Raw genomic sequence first — 19807 nt, forward strand, 5'->3', positions numbered from 1 at the left:
AGGTCCCTTCCTTACGTCACTTGGCGGCAGCGGCAGGGACGTCCTCGCCGAGCAGCTTGCCGTCCGAGGTCTCGAACTGCTTCTTGAACTCGGCCACCGCGTCGTCGATCGCCTGGATCGTGTCGTCGGACATCTTGGCGCCCTCCTTGATGGAGGTCATCAGGCCCTGGTGCTTCCGGTGCAGGAAGTCGATCAGTTCCTTCTCGAAGCGGCGGATGTCGGCGACCGGCACGTCGTCCATACGGCCGTTGGTGCCGGCCCAGACGGAGACGACCTGGTCCTCGGTGGCCATCGGCTGGTACTGGTCCTGCTTCAGCAGCTCGACCATGCGCGAACCGCGCTCCAGCTGGGCCTTCGAGGCCGCGTCCAGGTCGGAACCGAAGGCGGCGAACGCCTCCAGCTCACGGAACTGGGCGAGGTCGACACGGAGCCGGCCGGAGACCTGGCGCATCGCCTTGTGCTGCGCGGAACCACCGACTCGGGAGACGGAGATACCGACGTTCAGCGCGGGGCGCTGACCGGCGTTGAACAGGTCCGACTCCAGGAAGCACTGGCCGTCGGTGATGGAGATGACGTTGGTCGGGATGAACGCCGAGACGTCGTTGGCCTTGGTCTCGACGATCGGCAGACCGGTCATCGAACCGGCACCCATGTCGTCGGAGAGCTTGGCGCAGCGCTCCAGCAGCCGGGAGTGCAGGTAGAAGACGTCACCCGGGTAGGCCTCACGGCCCGGCGGGCGGCGCAGCAGCAGGGACACGGCGCGGTAGGCGTCGGCCTGCTTCGAGAGGTCGTCGAAGATGATCAGGACGTGCTTGCCCTGATACATCCAGTGCTGGCCGATGGCCGAACCGGTGTACGGCGCCAGGTACTTGAAGCCGGCCGGGTCGGACGCCGGGGCGGCGACGATGGTCGTGTACTCCAGGGCGCCGTTCTCCTCCAGCGCGCGGCGCACGCCGGCGATGGTGGAGCCCTTCTGGCCGATGGCGACGTAGATGCAGCGGACCTGCTTCTTGGGGTCGCCGGTGCGCCAGTTGTCGCGCTGGTTGATGATCGTGTCGACGGCCAGGGCGGTCTTGCCGGTCTGGCGGTCACCGATGATCAGCTGACGCTGACCGCGGCCGATCGGGGTCATCGCGTCGACGGCCTTGTAGCCCGTCTCCATCGGCTCGTGCACCGACTTGCGCTGCATGACCGTGGGGGCCTGCAGCTCAAGGGCACGGCGGCTGTCGGTCTCGATCTCGCCGAGGCCGTCGATCGGGTTGCCGAGCGGGTCGACGACACGGCCGAGGTAGCCCTCGCCGACCGCGACGGAGAGGACCTCACCGGTGCGGGTGACCGGCTGACCCTCCTCGATGCCGCTGAACTCACCGAGGACAACCGCACCGATCTCGCGCTCTTCCAGGTTCAGCGCGAGACCGAGGGAACCGTCCTCGAACTTCAGCAGTTCGTTCGCCATGGCCGAGGGCAGACCCTCGATCTTGGCGATACCGTCGCCGGCGACGGTGACCGTACCGACCTCCTCGCGCGAGGCCGCGTCCGGCTTGTACGACTGGACAAAGTTCTCCAGCGCGTCCCGGATCTCCTCCGGCCGGATCGTGAGCTCCGCCATCTGGGTTCCCTGCTCTCCTTGTTGGGCCCGAAGTTTCACTTGGGGGGTCTGGGGGCGACCCCCAGGAATCCTCTGCACGGCCCAACCAGGGCCGTAAGTACGTACTGCTTTTCTCGAGATATCGAGTTGCTGCTAGCTCGCCATGCGGCGGGCGGCGTCATCCAGCCGGTCCGCGAGGGAGCCGTTGATGACCTCGTCACCGACCTGTACCCGGACACCGCCGACGACCTCGGGGTCCACGTCCAGGTTGAGGTGCATCCGACGGCCGTAGAGCTTGGCGAGGGCGGCGCCGAGGCGCTGCTTCTGGCCATCGCTCAGCGGCACCGCCGAGGTGACGACGGCGACCATGCGGTCCCGGCGCTCGGCGGCCAGCTTGGACATGGACTCCAGTCCCGCTTCCAGGCTACGTCCACGCGGCGCGGTCACAAGGCGCACCACCAGACGCTCGGTGACCGGCTTGGCCCGTCCGCCGAGCAGCCGGTGCAGCAGCTCCGTCTTGGCCGCCGTGCCGGCGGCACGGTCGGTCAGCGCGGCGCGCAGCTCGGTGCTGGAGGAGACGATCCGGCCGAACCGGAACAGCTCGTCCTCGACGTCGTCGAGGGTGCCCGTCCTCTCCGCGGCCGTGAGGTCGGCGATGCTCGCCAGCTCCTCCAGCGCGTCCACCAGGTCGCGGGGCTGCGACCAGCGGGAGCGCGTCATTCCGGCCACCAGGTCGGCGGCGGACCCGCTGACCTGGCCACCGATCAGACGCTGGACCAGCTCCGCCTTGGCCTCTGCGGGCTGCGCCGGGTCGGTGAGGACCCGGCGCAGGCCGGCCTCGCGGTCGAGCAGCGCGGTGACGGCCGCCAGCTCGTCGGCGAGCGAAGCGGCGTCGACGGACGTGGAGTCCGTCAGCGCGTCAAGACGCTCACGTGCGGCTGCCAGGGCCTCGCGGCTCGCTCCGTTCATCGCGTGGCCTCGGCCTTCTCCTCGAGCTCGTCGAGGAAGCGGTCGATCACACGGCTCTGCCGGGCGTGGTCCTCCAGGGACTCGCCGACGAGCTTGCCGGCCAGTTCGGTGGCGAGCCTGCCGACGTCCTGACGCAGCGTCTGCGCGGCGGCCTTGCGGTCGGCCTCGATCTGGGCGTGACCGGCGGTGACGATCTCCTCGCGCTGCCGCTGGCCCTCGGCCCGCATCTCGGCGATGAGGGCGGCACCCTGCTCCTGCGCCTCCTGGCGCAGGCGCGCGGCCTCGTGCCGGGCCTCGGCGAGCTGGGCCTTGTACTGCTCAAGGACGCTCTGGGCCTCCACCTTCATGGCGTCGGCCTCTTCGATGCCGCCTTCGATCGCCGCGCGACGCTCCTCCAGAACCTTGTTGATGTTCGGAAGCAGCTTCTTCCAGAAGAAGAAGAACACGATGGCGAAGGCGATGGTGCCGACGAGCAGCTCGGGGCCCTCGGGAATGAGCGGGTTCCCGCCCTTCTCCGGAGCCGCCAGCTGTACCAGGTTGGCGATCACATCAGTGCCTTTCGTCGATACGTGTCGGTGAGGGAAGTCTTTACTTCACACCGAACACGAACGGCATGACGATGCCGATCAGGGCGAGCGCCTCACAGAAGGCGAAGCCGAGGATCTGGTTGGCGCGGATCAGACCCGCGGCCTCGGGCTGACGGGCGAGCGCCTGGGTGCCGTTGCCGAAGATGATGCCGACGCCGATGCCGGGGCCGATGGCCGAGAGGCCGTAACCGACGGAACCGATGGAACCGGAGACAGCGGCGAGGGTCTCAGTGGCAGCCATGCTGAATCTTCCTTTTCTTTACGGACCGGTGGGGGTTGGCCACCGGACGACCTGGGGGTGGGGGCGGCTCAGTGGTGCTCGGCGAGAGCGCCCTGAACGTAGGAGCAGGCCAGCAGTACGAAGACGTACGCCTGGACGGCCTGGACGAAAAGCTCGAAGCAGATCATGGCCATCGTCATCACGAAGGAGACGCCGGCGGCCGGGATCATCCAGCTGTTCAGCAGGTACCAGGAGGCGACGGTGAACATCACCAGCATCAGGTGTCCGGCGAACATGTTGGCGAAGAGTCGCACCGCGTGCGTGAACGGGCGGACCAGCAGGTTCGAGAAGAACTCGATGAGCATGACCAGCGGGAGCACCGCGCCGAGCGACTTGTCGTAGCCGGTCACGTTCTTGAAGAAGCCGACGAAACCGTGCCGCTTGAAGGTCAGCCCGACCCAGAGGATCCAGACGATCACGGCCAGCACCATCGGGTAGGCGATGATCGAGGCGACCGGGAACTGCGCCAGCGGGACCACGGACCAGACGTTCATGATCCAGACGAAGAAGAAGAGGGAGACCATGAACGGCACCCACTTCTCGCCCTCGCGCTTGCCGAGGGTCTCGTACACGATGCCGCGGCGCACGAAGTCGTAGCCGGCCTCGCCGATCATCTGCAGCTTGCCCGGGACGACCTTGGCGTTGCCGAAGGCGGACCAGAAGAAGCCGACGACGAGCGCGGTGGTGATGAGCGCGAGCAGCATCACCTTGTTGAAGTCGAAGCCCCCGACCGTGGCGATCGGCTTGAACAGGAACGAGTGCAGGCCCGGAGCCGGGAAGCCACACCCGTTGTCGGACATGATCCGACAACTCCAGTCAAAGGCGAGCTGGGTCTGGTCAGCACTCACCGCGGGCTCCTTCGGCGTGACGCATGGGTACGGCAACCTCGTTGTGTCGGCGCGGCGCGCGGCCGCGGATCGGCACCGGACTGGTGTTACGGATGTGGGGGCGGCTGGGGGGCATCGAGCCTCGCGATCGAGCAGGCGTCAGCTCAGATGCCCGCGCCCGCGATGCCGCAGTTGGCACCGGACGATAGCAGGAGATCTCACAGCCCTTTATCCCGCCCCTACCCCTCACGACGACGGCCCTGTCTTCTCGGACTTGTCGCTCTTCGCGGAGTCGGGGTCGATGTAGAAGATCTTGGCCTTCAGGTGCGCGCGGGCCTGCGCGGCCATCCACGCGACGGTCGTGACCACGATCCCCACGGCGAACGCCTTGCCGTTGAAGAGGGAGGTGCCTTTGAAGACGGCGACGAAGATGAAGAGGAGCAGCAGCTGGGCCATGTAGAGCATGAGGCCCATCGCCTGGAAGAGCTGTGGGAGCGTCTTTGCCGTCCACTGCAGCACGTAGAGGCCGATTCCCATGAACAGGACGGCCAGCACCGTGCCGACGGCCGCGCCGAGCGCACCCTTGCCCCCCGCGACCGCGGCGCTCACGGCGACGGCGATCGCGCCTGCAGCTGCTGCGGGCACAGCGATCTGCAGAAGGTTCCGGGCGTCATTGGACGGCATGGCGGCAACTCCGCTTTCACAGGGGGCAGGGTGTCGTCATGGACGAGCGTAGTCCCGGGCTGAGTGATCGAGACCTCGCACCAATGGACCGTCGCACTACGGTCCTTCGGTTCTCTCCGGGGTTCTCGTGAACCGTATCACAAACTATTTGATGAGGTCTTTACCTGCTAGGTGTGCTTGCTGTCACACATGAGAGCGAAGGTGCGCGTCTGTGCAAAATCCAGGCCCAGTTGTCTGGTAATGGGAGGCTTTGCTCCCCCATGAATGGGCAATGCTCTAGTCAGATTCTTACCTTGGCTCCGGTCAGCGCCGATCAAGGAAACGCGAACGAGCGCCGATCGCGGTCGCTCCGTTGACGCCCGCGACCCCGGCGGTGACGGGGGCCCGTTCCGGGGCCTCGTGCACCTCCCGCGGCTCCTCGGCCTCGCCTGCCGCGGCGGCCGCGGCCGCGCGGCGGAGCAGCCGGTAGCGCGGCGGCACGAAGCGCTGTGCCCACACCGGCACCCGCGGCGTGAAGCGCGGGAGCAGCAGCAGGACCAGACCGACCGCGCTGAGGAACACCACGCCGAGCACGATCCACATCGAGGCCGAGTTGACCGAGTAGGCCAGCGCGCCGAAGCCGATCAGCGCCGACCAGAAGTACATGATCAGCACCGCCCGGCTGTGCGAGTGTCCGATCTCCAGCAGCCGGTGGTGCAGGTGCCCGCGGTCCGCGGCGAACGGCGACTGACCGCGCCAGGTACGGCGCACGATGGCCAGCACCAGGTCGGCGGCCGGCACCGCGATGATCGTCAGCGGCAGCAGCAGCGGAATGTAGACCGGCACCGTCGCGTGCACCGCGGCCCGCTCGGAACCCACGTACAGGCCCAGCGCGTCCGGGTCCAGCTGACCGGTGATCGAGATCGCGCCCGCCGCCAGCACCAGGCCGATCAGCATGGAGCCGGAGTCGCCCATGAAGATCCGCGCGGGGTGCATGTTGTGCGGCAGGAAGCCCAGGCACATGCCCATCAGGATCGCCGCGAACAGGGTCGCCGGGGCGGCGGCCTCGATGCCGTACGAGTACCAGATCCGGTACGAGTACAGGAAGAACGCGGCCGCCGCGATGCAGACCATGCCGGCCGCGAGGCCGTCCAGGCCGTCCACGAAGTTCACGGCGTTGATCGTGATGACGACGAGCGCCACGGTCAGCAGCGTGCCCTGCCACTGGGTCAGCGCCACGTTGCCGACGCCGGGGATGGGCAGCCACAGGATCGTCAGACCCTGGACGACCATCACGCCCGCGGCGATCATCTGGCCGCCCAGCTTGATCAGCGCGTCGATCTCGAACTTGTCGTCCAGGACGCCGATCAGCCAGATCAGGGCCGCGCCGGAGAGCAGGGCCCGCGGCTCGTTCGACTTCGCGAAGACCTCGTTGAGGTTGGTCAGGTGGTCCGCGACCAGCAGGCCCGCGCACAGTCCGAAGAACATGGCGATACCGCCGAGGCGCGGAGTGGGTTCCCGGTGCACGTCACGCGCCCGGATCTCCGGCATCGCCCCGGCCACGATCGCGAACTTCCGTACCGGCCCTGTCAGCAGATACGTCACCGCGGCCGTGATGCAGAGCGTCAGCAGGTATTCACGCACAGGCTTCCCCACGGGTCTCGCTGGCCATCACAGCCCCACACCCTAGCGATGGACGTATATGGATGGGGACTTCCGGGTAGCCACGATGGTTGCACGCCCGGCTGTGAACCACGGCGCACATCGGGGTGTACGGGTCATCGCCTACCCCCGTTCAGGCCGGATACGGCGGAAAAGCACCTGTGAGAGAGCGCACCTCGTCCCGTGCCGCGGCCGGCTCGGTCGCGCCGCGCAGTACGGCCGCCATCAGCGCGGCGATCCGCACCATCTCCGGCTCTCCCATGCCCTGCGTGGTCACCGCGGCCGTGCCCAGGCGCAGGCCGCGGCCGTCGCCGTGCGGCAGCGCGCAGCAGTCCAGGACGATCCCGGCGGCGGCGAGCCGGCCGCGCGCGCTGCGGCCGTCCACCCCGAGCGGGGCCGGGTCTGCGGTGATCAGATGGGTGTCCGTGCCGCCGGTGGTGACGGTGAGGCCCTCGGCGGCCAGGTGACCGGCGAGCACCCGTGCGTTGGCGACCACCTGGTGGGCGTACACGGCGAAGGCCGGTGTCGCCGCCTCGCCGAACGCGACGGCCTTCGCGGCGATCGTGTGCATCTGCGCGCCGCCCTGGGTGAACGGGAACACCGCCCGGTCGACGCGTTCGGCCAGTTCGCTCCCGCACAGGATCATCCCGCCGCGCGGACCGCGCAGCACCTTGTGGGTGGTCGCGCACACGATGTCGGCGTACGGCACCGGGTTCGGCGCCGCGCCGCCGGCGACCAGCCCGATGGGGTGCGCGGCGTCGGCGATCAGATAGGCCCCGATCTCGTCGGCGACCTCGCGGAAGAAGGCGTAGTCGATGTGCCGGGGGTAGGCGATCGAGCCGCACACGATCGCCTTCGGACGGTGGCCCAGGGCCAGGTGGCGCACCTGGTCGTGGTCGATGAGCCCGGTCTCCGCGTCCACCCCGTACCCGACGAAGTCGAACCAGCGGCCGGAGAAGTTCGCGGGCGAGCCGTGGGTGAGATGGCCGCCGTAGTGCAGTCCGAGGGCGAGGACGGTGTCGCCGGGGCGCAGCAGAGCGGCGTAGGCGGCCAGTACGGCCGAGGAGCCGGAGTGGGACTGGACGTTGGCGTGCTCGGCGCCGAACAGTTCCTTGGCCCGGTCGATGGCGGCGCGTTCGGCGAGGTCCACCATCTCGCAGCCGCCGTGGTGCCGGGCGCCGGGATAGCCTTCGGCGTACTTGTTGGCGAGGGCGGAGCCGAGGGCGGCGAGCACGGCCGGCGAGCAGAAGTTCTCGGCGGCGATCAGCTGCAGGGTGGTGGACTGCCGGTCCAGTTCCGCGAGCAGGATCTCGGCCATCGCCGGGTCCTGCCGCCGCAGGACGTCGGTCTCGAGGGTATGGGTGACCGACATGGCGGGCTCCCGGGCGGTCGACGGTGACGTGTTCCCAATGTAGGCCGGGGATGTGCGGTATGCCCGGTATTGCAGCTCTTTACGGGGCGCTCACGTCCGCGCCGCCACCCCGGTCAGCGCCGTCACCACCGGGTCCAGCGCCTGGTGTATCTCGTCCCCGATCGACCGGAAGAACGTCAGGGGCGCCCCGTACGGGTCGTGGACCTCGTCCGCCTCCGCGGTGGGCGCCAGCAGCCACCCGCGTAGAGCCGCCGCCGCGCGCACCAGGGCTCGGGCGCGCATGACCACGCCGTCGTCCAGGGGCGGCAGGGTGGCCGGATCTATCGCCCGGACCAGCCGGGTGAACTCCTTCAGGGTGAAGGTGCGCAGGCCCGCCGAATGGCCCATGGAGATGACCTGCGCGCGGTGGTCGCGGGTGGCGGTGAGCACCAGGTCGGCCCTGATCACGTGCTCGTCCAGCAGTTCCCGGCCGAAGAAGCCGGAGGCGTCCGCGCCGAAGTCGGCCAGCACGGTCTCCGCGTTGGCCTCCATCGGCGCGCCCTCGTGGCCCCAGGTGCCCGCGCTCTCCACGATCAGCCCGCCGCCGAGCACGCCGAGCCGCTCCGCCACGAAATGGCGGGTCAGCCGCTCGGTGATGGGCGAGCGGCACACATTGCCGGTGCTGACGTGGAGGATGCGGAAGGTGTCGCGCGGAAAACCGAACGTCGTCGTCTGCTCCGCGACACGCTCCCCGATGCCTATGCCACGCCCCGCTTCAGGGGCCGTCAATTCGCCACCTCGAGGTCGGGTACGACCTTGCGCAGCTCCTCCGGGGAGAGCGCGCCCTCGCGCAGCAGCACCGGCACCGGGCCGCTGACGTCCACGATGGAGGACGGCACGTTGGCCGGGGTGGGTCCGCCGTCGAGGTAGACGGAGACGGAGTCGCCGAGCATCTCCTGCGCGGCGTCGCAGTTCTCCGGCGCCGGGTGGCCGGTGAGGTTGGCGGAGGACACGGCCATGGGGCCGACCTCGGTGAGCAGCTCGATGGCGACGGGGTGCAGGGGCATGCGGACGGCCACCGTGCCGCGGGTGTCGCCGAGGTCCCACTGCAGGGACGGCTGGTGCTTGGCGACGAGGGTCAGGGCGCCCGGCCAGAACGCGTCGACCAGTTCCCAGGCCAGCTCGGAGAAGTCCGTGACGAGGCCGTGCAGGGTGTTCGGGGAGCCGATGAGGACAGGGGTGGGCATATTGCGGCCCCGGCCCTTGGCGGCGAGCAGGTCGGCGACCGCCTCCGAGGAGAACGCGTCGGCGCCGATGCCGTACACCGTGTCGGTCGGGAGCACCACCAGTTCGCCCCGGCGGACCGCGGACGCGGCTTCACGCAGACCCGTCACGCGGTCGGTCGCGTCGTTGGTGTCGTATCGCCGTGCCATGTCTAGCGGGCCTCCTCGTACACGTACTGCGGGACTTCGAAAAGGACTGATGTCGGGGTGCTCACGGCAGCGCCTTGCGGGCGGTCGCGAACCGGGGGCGCTTGTTGAGGTCGGGGTGGTCGGCCGCGTCGGCCCAGCCCCGCTCCTCGGTGAAGATCCACGGCACCTGGCCGCCCTGGGTGTCGGCGTGCTCGATCACGACGACCCCGCCGGGGCGCAGCAGACGGTGCGCGGTGCGTTCGATGCCCCGGATCAGGTCCAGGCCGTCCTCGCCGGAGAACAGCGCCATCTCGGGGTCGTAGTCGCGGGCCTCGGGCGCCACGTACTCCCACTCCGTGAGCGGGATGTACGGCGGGTTGGAGATCACCAGGTCGACCTGCCTGTCGAGGTCGGGGAAGGCCGTCAGGGCGTCTCCCTGGCGCAGATCGACCCTGGACCCCGCGACGTTCTTCCGCGTCCACACCAGGGCGTCCTCGGACAGCTCCACGGCGTGTACGCGCGAACGTGGCACCTCCTGGGCGAGGGCGAGCGCGATGGCGCCGGAGCCGGTGCACAGATCGACGATGCACGGCTCGACGACGTCCATGGCCCGTACGGCGTCTATGGCCCAGCCGACCACGGACTCGGTCTCCGGCCGGGGCACGAACACGCCCGGCCCCACCTGGAGTTCCAGATACCGGAAGTAGGCCCGCCCGGTGATGTGCTGCAGCGGCTCGCGCTGCTCACGCCGGGCGATGACCTCCCAGTACCGGGCGTCGAAGTCCGAGTCCTTCACGGAGTGCAGTGCGCCGCGCTTCACGCCGTGCACGAACGCGGCGAGCTCCTCCGCGTCGGTACGCGGCGAGGGCACGCCGGCGTCGGCCAGCCGCTGGGTGGCCTGGGCCACCTCCGCGAGCAGCAGGTTCACGCGAGTCCTCCGTGTCGTGCTCGTACGTGTCTTACGCCGCCGCCAGCTTCGCCGCCGAGTCGGCGTCGACGCAGGCCTGGATGACCGCGTCGAGGTCGCCGTCCAGGACCTGGTCCAGGTTGTACGCCTTGAAGCCGACGCGGTGGTCCGAGATGCGGTTCTCCGGGAAGTTGTAGGTGCGGATCTTCTCGGAGCGGTCCACCGTGCGGACCTGGCTGCGGCGGGCGTCGGCGGCCTCCCGCTCGGCCTCCTCCTGCGCCATGGCGAGCAGCCTGGAGCGCAGGATACGCAGCGCCTGCTCCTTGTTCTGCAGCTGGCTCTTCTCGTTCTGGCAGGAGGCCACGACCCCGGTCGGGAGGTGCGTGATGCGCACCGCGGAGTCGGTGGTGTTGACCGACTGGCCGCCCGGGCCGGAGGAGCGGTACACGTCGATGCGGAGGTCGTTCGGGTTGATCTCCACGTCCACCTCCTCGGCCTCCGGGGTCACGAGGACACCGGCGGCGGAGGTGTGGATACGGCCCTGCGACTCGGTCGCCGGCACCCGCTGCACGCGGTGCACACCGCCCTCGTACTTCAGCCGGGCCCACACGCCCTGGCCGGGTTCGAGCTGGCCGCGGGCCTTCACCGCGACCTGGACGTCCTTGTAGCCGCCCAGCTCGGACTCGGTGGCGTCGATGATCTCGGTCTTCCAGCCGACGCGCTCGGCGTAGCGCAGGTACATGCGCAGCAGGTCGCCGGCGAACAGGGCCGACTCGTCGCCGCCCGCGCCCGCCTTGATCTCCAGAATGACGTCCTTGTCGTCACTTGGGTCGCGCGGGATCAGCAGGAAGCGGAGCTTCTCGGTGAGCTCCTCGCGCTGCTTCTCCAGGTCCTTGGCCTCGGCCGCGAAGTCGGGGTCGTCGGCCGCGAACTCGCGCGCGGTCTCGATGTCGTCGCCGGCCTGCTTCCAGGAGCGGTACGTGGCGACGATCGGGGTCAGCTCGGCGTAGCGCTTGTTCAGCTTGCGCGCGTTCGCCTGGTCGGCGTGGACCGACGGGTCGGCGAGCTTAGTCTCCAGATCGGCGTGCTCGGCGACGAGTTCGTCGACGGCCTCGAACATCTTGGGCTCCTGTACTGCGGTGAAGGGAAGGGCGGGCGACCAAAAACGCCGGTCCCGGGCACACCCCCGCGAGGGCGTGACCGTGGACCGGCGAAATGGGGCTCGCTACTTCTTGGAGCCGGCGGCCTTGCCGAAGCGGGCCTCGAAGCGGGCCACACGGCCACCGGTGTCGAGGATCTTCTGCTTGCCCGTGTAGAACGGGTGGCACTCGGAGCAGACCTCGGCCCGGATGGTGCCGGACTCGATGGTGCTGCGGGTGGTGAACGACGCGCCACAGGTGCAGCTGACCTGCGTCTCGACGTACGCGGGGTGGATGTCGCGCTTCAAGGTGTCTCCTAGGTTTCGGGAGGGCGCCGGGTCGCCGCCGCGGGATGCGGGAGCGTGAACCGGAGCCGACGTACCAGTCTGCCAGGACTGGGGCCCTCTCCCAAAACCGGGGGTGCGGTTGTTGTATTCCTGCGGGTGGGTTGTCGCCTACGGGGGTGCCGTGGTTTCGACGTGGGCGGGTGGTGGGTACTCGCGCAGTTCCCCGCGCCCCTTATGGGGCGCTCACCACACCCTTTGCTTCACCGGTTGCCGTGCCCGTTGTGGCCGACTTCGGGATGGGCCGGTCGTTCTTCAGAGCGTCCCAGACCAGCTGGGCCTTCTGCTTCTGCATGAGCACGCGGTTGGGGTCCGACGGGTCGTACTGGACCGGCATGGTGATCATGGTCATGTGCCGGGAGCCGATGCCCTTGAGGCCGTCCGCGAAGTCGATCAGGGAGTTGACCGAGCCCAGGTCGGAGTCGGTGGTGACCGTCTTGGTGGCGGTGTCCGCGAGGTCGTACAGCTTCTTCGGGTTGCTGAAGACGCCGACGTGCTTGACCTGGTCGAGCAGGGCCTTGACGAAGGCCTGCTGGAGCTGGATGCGGCCCAGGTCGGAGCCGTCGCCCACGCCGTGCCGGGTGCGGACCAGGCCGAGGGCCTGCTGCCCGTCGAGGGTGTGGGTGCCGGCGCGGAGGTCCAGGTGGCTCTGCGGGTCGTCGATGGTCTTCGTCGTGGTGACCGGGACGCCGCCGAGGTCGTCGATGAGCTTCTGGAAGCCGGCGAAGTCGACCTCCAGGTAGTGGTCCATGCGGATGCCGGTGAGGGACTCCACGGTCTTCACCGCGCAGGCCGCGCCGCCGGTGGCGTAGGACTCGTTGAACATCACGCCGCTCGCGGCCGGGTGCCTGGTGCCCTTGGTGTCGGTGCAGGCCGGGCGGTCGATCAGGGTGTCCCGGGGGACGGAGACGACACTGGCCCTCTTGTGGCCCTCGTAGACGTGGACGATCATCGCCGTGTCGGAGCGGGCGCTGCCGTCGTCGATGCCGCCGCCGAGCTTCCTGTTGGAGCCGGAGCGGGTGTCCGAGCCGAGGACCAGGATGTTCTCGGAGCCGTTGTCGATCTTCGTGGGGCGGTCGGTGCCGAGGGCCTGGTCGATGTCGACGCTTCGGATGTTGCCGTTGAGCTTGAAGTACAGGTAACCGCCGCCCGCCCCGCCCAGCGCGACGACACCGGCGGCCGTCCAGGCCGCGGCGCGCAGGGCCTTCCGGCTTCTGCGGCGGGGGCCGGTCTCGCCCGGCTCGGGTATGACGGGCTCCGGCGTGCTCTCGGCGGACACATCGCTCCTAGGTCTCGTCGGTCGGTTACCCCCTGCTTTCAGAGTCAGGCGCGGTCGGTACCGCTCCATCGTCACTCCGTAAGGGCAGACGGAGAAACCCGGGCAAGGGTTGCACAACGCACAGTGCCCACCGCGTACGGCGATGGGCACTGTGCGTGATCGGGTTACGGGCGGTGAGCCTCGCTCACCTGGGGCTTCAGCCCCAGAGGTCGTACGCCTGGAAACCGGTGCCGACCGAGATCCTTGTGGCAAAGATCTCGCTGGTCGCCTTGCCGGTGCCCGGGTACAGGTAGAGCGTGCCGCCGGAGGTGCGGGCCAGGAAGTCGGCCTTGCCGTCACCGGTCACGTCACCGACGGCGTCGAAGGCGTTGTAGCCGGTCCAGGCGCTGCGCACCTTGATCCGGGAGGCGAAGGCGCCCGAGCCGGACTTGCCCGTGCCCCGGTACAGGTACACGTCGCCGGTGCCGCTCTGGCGGGCGATCAGGTCGGCCTTGCCGTCGCCGTCGAAGTCGCCGTGGCCGCGCAGGGAGTTGTACTGGCCCCAGCCGGAGCCCACCTTGACGGGGGAGGCGAAGGAGCCGTCGCCCTTGCCCGGGTAGATCCACAGGTTGCCGGAGGAGTCGACCGAGAGCAGGTCGGGCAGGTAGTCGCCGGTGACGTCGCCGGGGGCGACGGTGGACTTCCGGGTGGACCAGTTGCTGAAGATCTCCTTCTTGCTCCAGCTCTGGGTGGCCGGGATGTAGCGCAGCCAGAAGACGGCCCCGTCACTGCTGCGGCGCAGGATGAAGTCCTGGTAGCCGTCCCGGTCCAGGTCCGTCTGCAGGATCGTGTTGTACCCGGAGAAGCTGCCCCAGGAGACGCGGGACGCGAACGAGGTGCCCTTGGAGTCCTTCTCGTAGCCGGTGTTCGTGGAGTGCTCGCGCACGAACAGGTCGGCCTTGTGGTCGCCGCTGAGGTTGGTGTCGTCGATGCGCGGGTAGGCGGCGCCGACGTACGACCTCACCTTGCTGAACACGCTGTACGCGCCCTTGGCGACGCAGTTCTGCACGCCCCAGGAGACGATGCCCACGATGCGGTTGTTCACGATCAGCGGGCCGCCGGAGTCGCCGTTGCAGGTGGCGGTGGTACCGGAGTCGCTGCCGGTCGCGGGGTTGCCCGCGCACACCATGTGACCGGCGATGAAGTCGCTGCCGTAGGCGCCGGAGCACGTGCTGTCCGACTGGATCGGCAGCGTCGCCGTCTTGAGCGTCTGCGAGATGTCCTGGCTGGTGGAGCTGGTGCGGCCCCAGCCGTAGACCTTGGCACTGGTGCCGGCCGCGTAGGACGCCGTGTCGGTCGACGTCGTCATGCGGATCGGCGTCGCCTTGATCGGGCTCGGCAGGGTCAGTACGGCGATGTCGTTGTCGATGGTCGTCGCGTTGTACGACGGGTGGTTCCACTGCCGCCAGACGCCGGAGACCGTGCCGCCGTGCACGTCGGTGTTGCCGGAGGCGTCGGTGGTGGGCAGCTGGTCGGTGCCGGTGACGACGGCGCCGTTGGCGTGCCAGTCGAAGCCCTTGACGCAGTGCGCGGCGGTCAGGATCTTCGTCGGCGCCACCACGGCACCGCCGCAGAAGAAGCCGACGTCGTCGCTGGTGTCGCTGGTGCCCTTGTCGTCGTAGTACCAGAGCTGGGCCATCCACGGGGCCGAGGTGATGCTCGTGGTGGTACCGCCGATGATCATCGGGCTGACGGTGCGGTGCCGGACGTCGTGGACGAGGACGACGTGGACGACGTGGACGACGAGGAGGCCGTGCCGCCGCCGTTCGTGTCCTTGGTCTTCGAAGCCTTCTTGAAGTCCTTGTCGGTGGCGAGCGCGCCCGCGACGCGGTTCGTCAGCTCGCTGAGCGACGCGGAGCCGGTGGCGGGTTTGACGGTCGGCGAGGCCGAGGTCGTCGTGGCACCGGCGGAGGTGGTCAGCACCGCGGCGGCGACGGCCGCGGCGACACCGGCGGCGGCGACGGGCAGGACGATGCGTATGCGTCGTCTGTGCCGACCGCTGCGGGGAGGAGGCGTGGACAAGAGAGTGCCCCATGGGGCGATGAGTCAGGAGGGGCACGTGATGCGCACCCGTACCTCTCAGCGCCAAAAGGCCGCCCCCCGTCACCGATTGACGGGGGGCGGCCTTCTTTCCTACCCGGTCTGTACCGACTAGTCGCCGTTGCCGGGCGTCGGCGTCGTCTTCTGAATCTGCATCAGGAACTCGACGTTCGACTTGGTCTGCTTCATCTTGTCGAGCAGCAGCTCGATGGCCTGCTGCTGGTCGAGCGCGTGCAGCACACGGCGGAGCTTCCAGACGATGCCCAGCTCCTCGGCACCCAGCAGGATCTCCTCCTTACGGGTACCGGAGGCGTCCACGTCCACGGCCGGGAAGATCCGCTTGTCCGCGAGCTTGCGGTCGAGCTTCAGCTCCATGTTGCCCGTGCCCTTGAACTCCTCGAAGATCACCTCGTCCATGCGGGACCCGGTGTCCACGAGAGCCGTGGCCAGGATGGTCAGCGAACCGCCGTCCTCGATGTTGCGCGCCGCGCCGAAGAACCGCTTCGGCGGGTACAGCGCGGTCGAGTCGACACCACCGGACAGGATGCGGCCGGAGGCCGGAGCCGCCAGGTTGTAGGCGCGGCCCAGACGCGTGATCGAGTCGAGCAGCACGACCACGTCGTGGCCCAGCTCCACCAGACGCTTGGCGCGCTCGATGGCGAGCTCGGCGACCGTGGTGTGGTCCTCGGCCGGGCGGTCGAAGGTCGAGGAGATGACCTCGCCCTTGACCGACCGCTGCATGTCGGTGACCTCTTCCGGACGCTCGTCGACGAGGACGACCATCAGGTGGCACTCGGGGTTGTTGTGCGTGATCGCGTTGGCGATCGCCTGCATGATCATGGTCTTGCCGGTCTTCGGCGGGGCCACGATCAGACCGCGCTGGCCCTTACCGATCGGCGAGACCAGGTCGATGATGCGGGTGGTGAGCACGCCCGGGTCCGTCTCCAGGCGGAGGCGGTCCTGCGGGTAGAGCGGGGTCAGCTTGTTGAACTCCGGGCGGCCACGGCCGTGTTCGGGCGCCATGCCGTTGACGGAGTCGAGGCGGACCAGCGCGTTGAACTTCTCGCGGCGCTCGCCCTCCTTGGGCTGGCGGACCGCACCGGTGACGTGGTCGCCCTTGCGCAGGCCGTTCTTACGGACCTGGGCGAGGGAGACGTACACGTCGTTCGGGCCCGGCAGGTAGCCGGAGGTCCGGATGAAGGCGTAGTTGTCGAGGATGTCCAGAATGCCCGCGACGGGGATCAGGACGTCGTCCTCGGCGAGCTGCGGCTCGGCGATGTCGTCGCGGCCACGACGGCCACGACGGTCGCGGTAGCGGCCGCGACGGCCCCGGCGGCCGCCCTCGAAGTCGTCCTCGTCCTGCTGACGGTCCTGACGGCCGCCCTGCTGCTGGCCCTGCTGCTGACGCTGGCCGCCCTGCTGCTCGTCGCCCTTGCCGCGGCGGTCGCGGTCCCGGCCGCGCTCACGGCGGTCGCGGCGGCCACGGCCGTCGCCGTCACCGGCCTCGCCCTGCGGCTGCTGGGCGGGGGTCTCGGCCTTGGGCTCGGCCTTGGCCTCGGCGGCGATGGTCTCCGCGCTGCTCGGGGCGGGGCTGCCGGCCTCGGCGGTGGCGCGGCGGCGACGGCGCTCGGTCGGCGCCTCGTCTCCCCCACGCTCGGCTTCTCCCCCGCGCTCGGCTGCGCTCGCGCGGGTGGTGCCCCCACCGGGCTGGCCGGGGATCTCGATCTGCTGCTGGGCCACGGCCTTCTCGGCGGGGGCCTCGGTCTTGGCCTCCGCCTTCTTCTCGGCGGTGTCCTCGCCGGTACGGGCCTTGGAGGTGGCGCGGCGCTTCGGCTTGGTCTCGGTGGCGGCCTCGGCCTTGGGGGCGGCGCCCCCGGCGGCCTGCGCCTCCTTGATGACCTCGATCAGCTGGCTCTTGCGCATCCGCGCGGTGCCCCTGATACCGAGGCCCGAGGCGACCTGCTGCAGCTCGGCCAGCACCATGCCCTCAAGGCCGGTACCGCGGCGCCGCCGGGAGCCGGCACCGGTGGCAGGCGCGGAGGCGTCCGTGGCGGGCGCGGCAGCGGTCTCCTCGACACGTGCGCCCATCAGATCGGTGGTGTCGCTCACGAAGGGTCCTTCCCTGGAGCGGACGTCGGCCTGTCTGGCTCGGCGACCGGTTGTGCTGTCCGGCTACGGTCCTTGCTTTCCGTGAACCGTGCCGGGGCGGTGGTCCGCCAAAGCGGCGGAAGAAATGTGCGGTGATGGCGCTTCCGCGAGTCGTGGCACTCAGTGTCACATGGCGTGGTAGCACCGATTCCGGAGCGTGCCCGGCGGCCCGCTCAGTGTCCGCATACGACGTACTGCCCAGGTACGGCGCACGGAACACGGAGTGGCGTGGGAGGCTCCCGGAAGAATGTCTGTCCCGGACTGGGACACGAGGCACCTCGCCATGGTGGGGTCGGGTGCAGACTTGAGGTTAACACTACCGGATCCAACAAACATTCCCCCTCTCCAAATCCGGCAACCGTGTGTCAGGTCGCAAGCGGCAGCACGCTCGCTCCCTGGACGTCGAGGTCCAGCCGGTTCGCGGCCCAGCCCGCACCCGCGAGGTGGGCGACCTTGTCCGCGCTGTCGGCGTCGGCCAGCGCCATGACGGTGGGTCCGGCGCCGGAGATGACGGCCGGGATGCCGTCGGCGCGCAGCCGCTCCACCAGCGCGGCGCTCTCCGGCATGGCCGGGGCCCGGTACTCCTGGTGAAGGCGGTCCTCGGTGGCGGGCAGCAGCAGCTCGGGGCGCCGGGTGAGGGCCTCGACGAGCAGGGCGGCACGGCCCGCGTTGGCGGCGGCGTCGACGTGCGGCACGGTGCGCGGCAGCAGGCCGCGCGCGGTCTCCGTCAGGACCGGCTTTCCGGGCACGAAAACCACCGGAACGATGGAATCACTGGCCTCCATCCTGATCGCCCGGGCGGCGCCCGACTCCATCCAGGCGATCGTGAACCCGCCGAGCAGGCACGGGGCCACGTTGTCCGGGTGGCCCTCGATCTCGGTGGCCAGCTCCAGCAGCGCCGCGTCGTCCAGGCGGGCCTCGCCGCCTATGGTCACCGCGCGGGCGGCGACGATGCCGGCGCAGATGGCGGCGGAGGAGGAGCCGAGGCCACGGCCGTGCGGGATGCGGTTGGCGCAGACGATCTCCAGGCCGCGCGGCTGTCCGCCGAGCAGGTCGAAGGCGGTGCGCAGGGAGCGGACGAGAAGGTGAGACTCGTCACGCGGGAGGGTCTCGCTGCCCTCCCCCGCGATGTCGATGTGCAGCCCGGAGTCGGCCACCCGGACGACCACGTCGTCGTAGAGCCCCAGCGCGAGGCCGAGGGCGTCGAAGCCCGGGCCGAGATTGGCGCTGGTGGCGGGAACGCGCACCCGGACGGCGGCGGCGCGGAACGCTGGACCGGCCATCGCTCGTTGACTCTCCTTGAGCTGCGTGACTGTCGAAGACATTCGATGACGTACAGGGAGACCCTCGGGCCGCGCAGACGGCGCGGCGCTGCCCCGATGCGAGGGCATATGCAACGGGCGGGTTCGGTACAGCCTATCGAAGGAAGGTTCTGTGGCGACATAGGGCGCACAGGAGGCGCACGATGCGTGTCGTAAGCCCCCTGTGCACCCTGTCAGGGTTTTTCCGGGTTCAGGCCAGACCGAGGCGCTCGGCCGCGGCGGCCGCGTCGACGGGGACGGTGACCGGCTGCGGGGCGCCGGCGACGGCCCAGTCGGGGTCCTTCAGACCGTTGCCGGTGACCGTGCACACGATCTTCTGGCCCGGGTCGACCTTGCCCTGCTCGGCGGCCTTCAGCAGACCGGCCACGGAGGCGGCGGAGGCGGGCTCCACGAAGACGCCCTCCTGCGCGGCCAACAGGCGGTAGGCGCGCAGGATTTCACGGTCCGTCACCTCGTCGATGAGGCCGCCCGACTCGTCCCGGGCGGCCAGGGCGTACTGCCAGGAGGCCGGGTTGCCGATACGGATGGCGGTGGCGATGGTCGACGGGTCCTTGACCACCTCGCCGCGCACGATCGGCGCGCTGCCGGAGGCCTGGAATCCCCACATGCGCGGGGTCCGCGTGGCGATGCCGTCGGCGGCGTACTCCTTGTAGCCCTTCCAGTAGGCGGTGATGTTGCCCGCGTTGCCCACCGGCAGGACGTGGATGTCGGGGGCGTCGCCGAGCATGTCCACGATCTCGAAGGAGGCCGTCTTCTGGCCCTCGATACGCACCGGGTTGACCGAATTGACCAGCGCCACCGGGTAGTTCTCGCTCAGGTTGCGCGCGAGGGTGAGGCAGTCGTCGAAGTTGCCGTCGACCTGGAGGATCTTCGCGCCGTGCACGAGGGCCTGGCCCATCTTGCCGAGGGCGATCTTGCCCTGCGGGACGAGAACGGCCGAAACCATGCCGGCCCGCACGGCGTAAGCGGCGGCGGAGGCCGAGGTGTTGCCGGTGGAGGCGCAGATCACGGCCTTCGCCCCCGCCTCCTTGGCCTTGCTGATGGCCATGGTCATACCGCGGTCCTTGAAGGACCCGGTGGGGTTGGCACCCTCCACCTTCAGGTGGACCTCGCAGCCCGTGCGCTCGGAGAGCACCTGCGCGGGCACGAGGGGCGTGCCGCCCTCGCGGAGCGTCACGACCGGCGTGGTGTCGGATACCGGCAGCCGGTCCCGGTACTCCTCGATGATTCCGCGCCACTGGTGGGTCATT

General features: G+C 69.5%; 17 protein-coding genes and 1 pseudogene. All 18 read right to left on the reverse strand.

Features of this window, described 5'->3' with window-relative positions; translation table 11 throughout:
- Positions 1 to 16: 16 nt before the first annotated feature.
- The 18 genes and pseudogenes from atpA to thrC all read right to left on the reverse strand — a co-directional run bounded on the left by atpA (position 17) and on the right by thrC (position 19806).
- A complete protein-coding gene (gene atpA / locus ACZ5NH_RS35835; protein WP_468781310.1) occupies positions 17 to 1609 on the reverse strand; it encodes a F0F1 ATP synthase subunit alpha in 1593 nt (530 codons plus the stop codon).
- 132 nt (positions 1610 to 1741) lie between these two features.
- Positions 1742 to 2557 carry a F0F1 ATP synthase subunit delta gene (locus ACZ5NH_RS35840; RefSeq protein WP_468781312.1) on the reverse strand — a complete coding sequence of 272 codons (816 nt, stop codon included), beginning with the start codon at positions 2555 to 2557 and terminating at the stop codon, positions 1742 to 1744.
- Entirely contained in the window at positions 2554 to 3105 is a 552-nt protein-coding gene (locus ACZ5NH_RS35845; RefSeq protein ID WP_451005119.1) for a F0F1 ATP synthase subunit B, read from the reverse strand. The genes ACZ5NH_RS35840 and ACZ5NH_RS35845 overlap by 4 nt, the downstream gene beginning before the upstream one ends.
- Before the next feature lie 40 nt (positions 3106 to 3145).
- Complete coding sequence (locus ACZ5NH_RS35850; protein WP_003992984.1) at positions 3146 to 3385, reverse strand: ATP synthase subunit c family protein; 240 nt, start codon at positions 3383 to 3385, stop codon at positions 3146 to 3148.
- A 68-nt stretch (positions 3386 to 3453) separates the two neighbouring features.
- Positions 3454 to 4224 (reverse strand): F0F1 ATP synthase subunit A, encoded by a 771-nt coding sequence (gene atpB / locus ACZ5NH_RS35855; protein WP_388620883.1) that lies wholly within the window; start codon positions 4222 to 4224, stop codon positions 3454 to 3456.
- Between the two features lie 273 nt (positions 4225 to 4497).
- On the reverse strand, positions 4498 to 4935 hold the full coding sequence (locus tag ACZ5NH_RS35860; protein ID WP_451005118.1) for a hypothetical protein: 438 nt from the start codon (positions 4933 to 4935) through the stop codon (positions 4498 to 4500).
- A gap of 303 nt (positions 4936 to 5238) precedes the next feature.
- Positions 5239 to 6558 (reverse strand): MraY family glycosyltransferase, encoded by a 1320-nt coding sequence (locus ACZ5NH_RS35865; RefSeq protein WP_468781315.1) that lies wholly within the window; start codon positions 6556 to 6558, stop codon positions 5239 to 5241.
- Between the two features lie 151 nt (positions 6559 to 6709).
- Positions 6710 to 7948, reverse strand: a complete 1239-nt coding sequence (locus ACZ5NH_RS35870; RefSeq protein WP_388620877.1) for a serine hydroxymethyltransferase — start codon at positions 7946 to 7948, stop codon at positions 6710 to 6712.
- Positions 7949 to 8038: 90 nt separating this feature from the next.
- Positions 8039 to 8716, reverse strand: a complete 678-nt coding sequence (locus ACZ5NH_RS35875) for an arsenate reductase/protein-tyrosine-phosphatase family protein (protein WP_388620876.1) — start codon at positions 8714 to 8716, stop codon at positions 8039 to 8041.
- Positions 8713 to 9360, reverse strand: a complete 648-nt coding sequence (locus tag ACZ5NH_RS35880) for an L-threonylcarbamoyladenylate synthase (protein WP_388620874.1) — start codon at positions 9358 to 9360, stop codon at positions 8713 to 8715. The genes ACZ5NH_RS35875 and ACZ5NH_RS35880 overlap by 4 nt, the downstream gene beginning before the upstream one ends.
- Before the next feature lie 61 nt (positions 9361 to 9421).
- Positions 9422 to 10267 carry a peptide chain release factor N(5)-glutamine methyltransferase gene (gene prmC / locus ACZ5NH_RS35885; RefSeq protein WP_468781319.1) on the reverse strand — a complete coding sequence of 282 codons (846 nt, stop codon included), beginning with the start codon at positions 10265 to 10267 and terminating at the stop codon, positions 9422 to 9424.
- A 31-nt stretch (positions 10268 to 10298) separates the two neighbouring features.
- On the reverse strand, positions 10299 to 11366 hold the full coding sequence (gene prfA / locus ACZ5NH_RS35890) for a peptide chain release factor 1 (RefSeq protein WP_468781321.1): 1068 nt from the start codon (positions 11364 to 11366) through the stop codon (positions 10299 to 10301).
- Positions 11367 to 11471: 105 nt separating this feature from the next.
- Positions 11472 to 11693 carry a 50S ribosomal protein L31 gene (rpmE, locus tag ACZ5NH_RS35895; RefSeq protein WP_030740744.1) on the reverse strand — a complete coding sequence of 74 codons (222 nt, stop codon included), beginning with the start codon at positions 11691 to 11693 and terminating at the stop codon, positions 11472 to 11474.
- 211 nt (positions 11694 to 11904) lie between these two features.
- Positions 11905 to 13008 (reverse strand): LCP family protein, encoded by a 1104-nt coding sequence (locus ACZ5NH_RS35900; RefSeq protein ID WP_468781323.1) that lies wholly within the window; start codon positions 13006 to 13008, stop codon positions 11905 to 11907.
- 196 nt (positions 13009 to 13204) lie between these two features.
- Positions 13205 to 15027, reverse strand: a pseudogene (locus ACZ5NH_RS35905) (trypsin-like serine protease).
- A gap of 171 nt (positions 15028 to 15198) precedes the next feature.
- Complete coding sequence (gene rho / locus ACZ5NH_RS35910) at positions 15199 to 17196, reverse strand: transcription termination factor Rho (protein WP_388620869.1); 1998 nt, start codon at positions 17194 to 17196, stop codon at positions 15199 to 15201.
- Positions 17197 to 17600: 404 nt separating this feature from the next.
- On the reverse strand, positions 17601 to 18518 hold the full coding sequence (gene thrB, locus ACZ5NH_RS35915) for a homoserine kinase (RefSeq protein WP_388620867.1): 918 nt from the start codon (positions 18516 to 18518) through the stop codon (positions 17601 to 17603).
- Positions 18519 to 18747: 229 nt separating this feature from the next.
- Complete coding sequence (gene thrC, locus ACZ5NH_RS35920) at positions 18748 to 19806, reverse strand: threonine synthase (protein ID WP_450981261.1); 1059 nt, start codon at positions 19804 to 19806, stop codon at positions 18748 to 18750.
- Between the last annotated feature and the right edge of the window lies 1 nt (position 19807).

Source organism: Streptomyces sp. NPDC031426 (assembly GCF_055581585.1).

What these genes read in the sequence shown, in the direction of transcription:
- ACZ5NH_RS35870 (WP_388620877.1), bottom strand. Translation starts at nt 7,948, where the DNA reads ATGTCGGTCACCCATACCCTCGAGACCGACGTCCTGCGGCGGCAGGAC.
- atpA (WP_468781310.1), bottom strand. Translation starts at nt 1,609, where the DNA reads ATGGCGGAGCTCACGATCCGGCCGGAGGAGATCCGGGACGCGCTGGAG.
- ACZ5NH_RS35840 (WP_468781312.1), bottom strand. Translation starts at nt 2,557, where the DNA reads ATGAACGGAGCGAGCCGCGAGGCCCTGGCAGCCGCACGTGAGCGTCTT.
- thrC (WP_450981261.1), bottom strand. Translation starts at nt 19,806, where the DNA reads ATGACCCACCAGTGGCGCGGAATCATCGAGGAGTACCGGGACCGGCTG.
- ACZ5NH_RS35860 (WP_451005118.1), bottom strand. Translation starts at nt 4,935, where the DNA reads ATGCCGTCCAATGACGCCCGGAACCTTCTGCAGATCGCTGTGCCCGCA.
- ACZ5NH_RS35880 (WP_388620874.1), bottom strand. Translation starts at nt 9,360, where the DNA reads ATGGCACGGCGATACGACACCAACGACGCGACCGACCGCGTGACGGGT.
- ACZ5NH_RS35850 (WP_003992984.1), bottom strand. Translation starts at nt 3,385, where the DNA reads ATGGCTGCCACTGAGACCCTCGCCGCTGTCTCCGGTTCCATCGGTTCC.
- atpB (WP_388620883.1), bottom strand. Translation starts at nt 4,224, where the DNA reads ATGTCCGACAACGGGTGTGGCTTCCCGGCTCCGGGCCTGCACTCGTTC.
- prfA (WP_468781321.1), bottom strand. Translation starts at nt 11,366, where the DNA reads ATGTTCGAGGCCGTCGACGAACTCGTCGCCGAGCACGCCGATCTGGAG.
- thrB (WP_388620867.1), bottom strand. Translation starts at nt 18,518, where the DNA reads ATGGCCGGTCCAGCGTTCCGCGCCGCCGCCGTCCGGGTGCGCGTTCCC.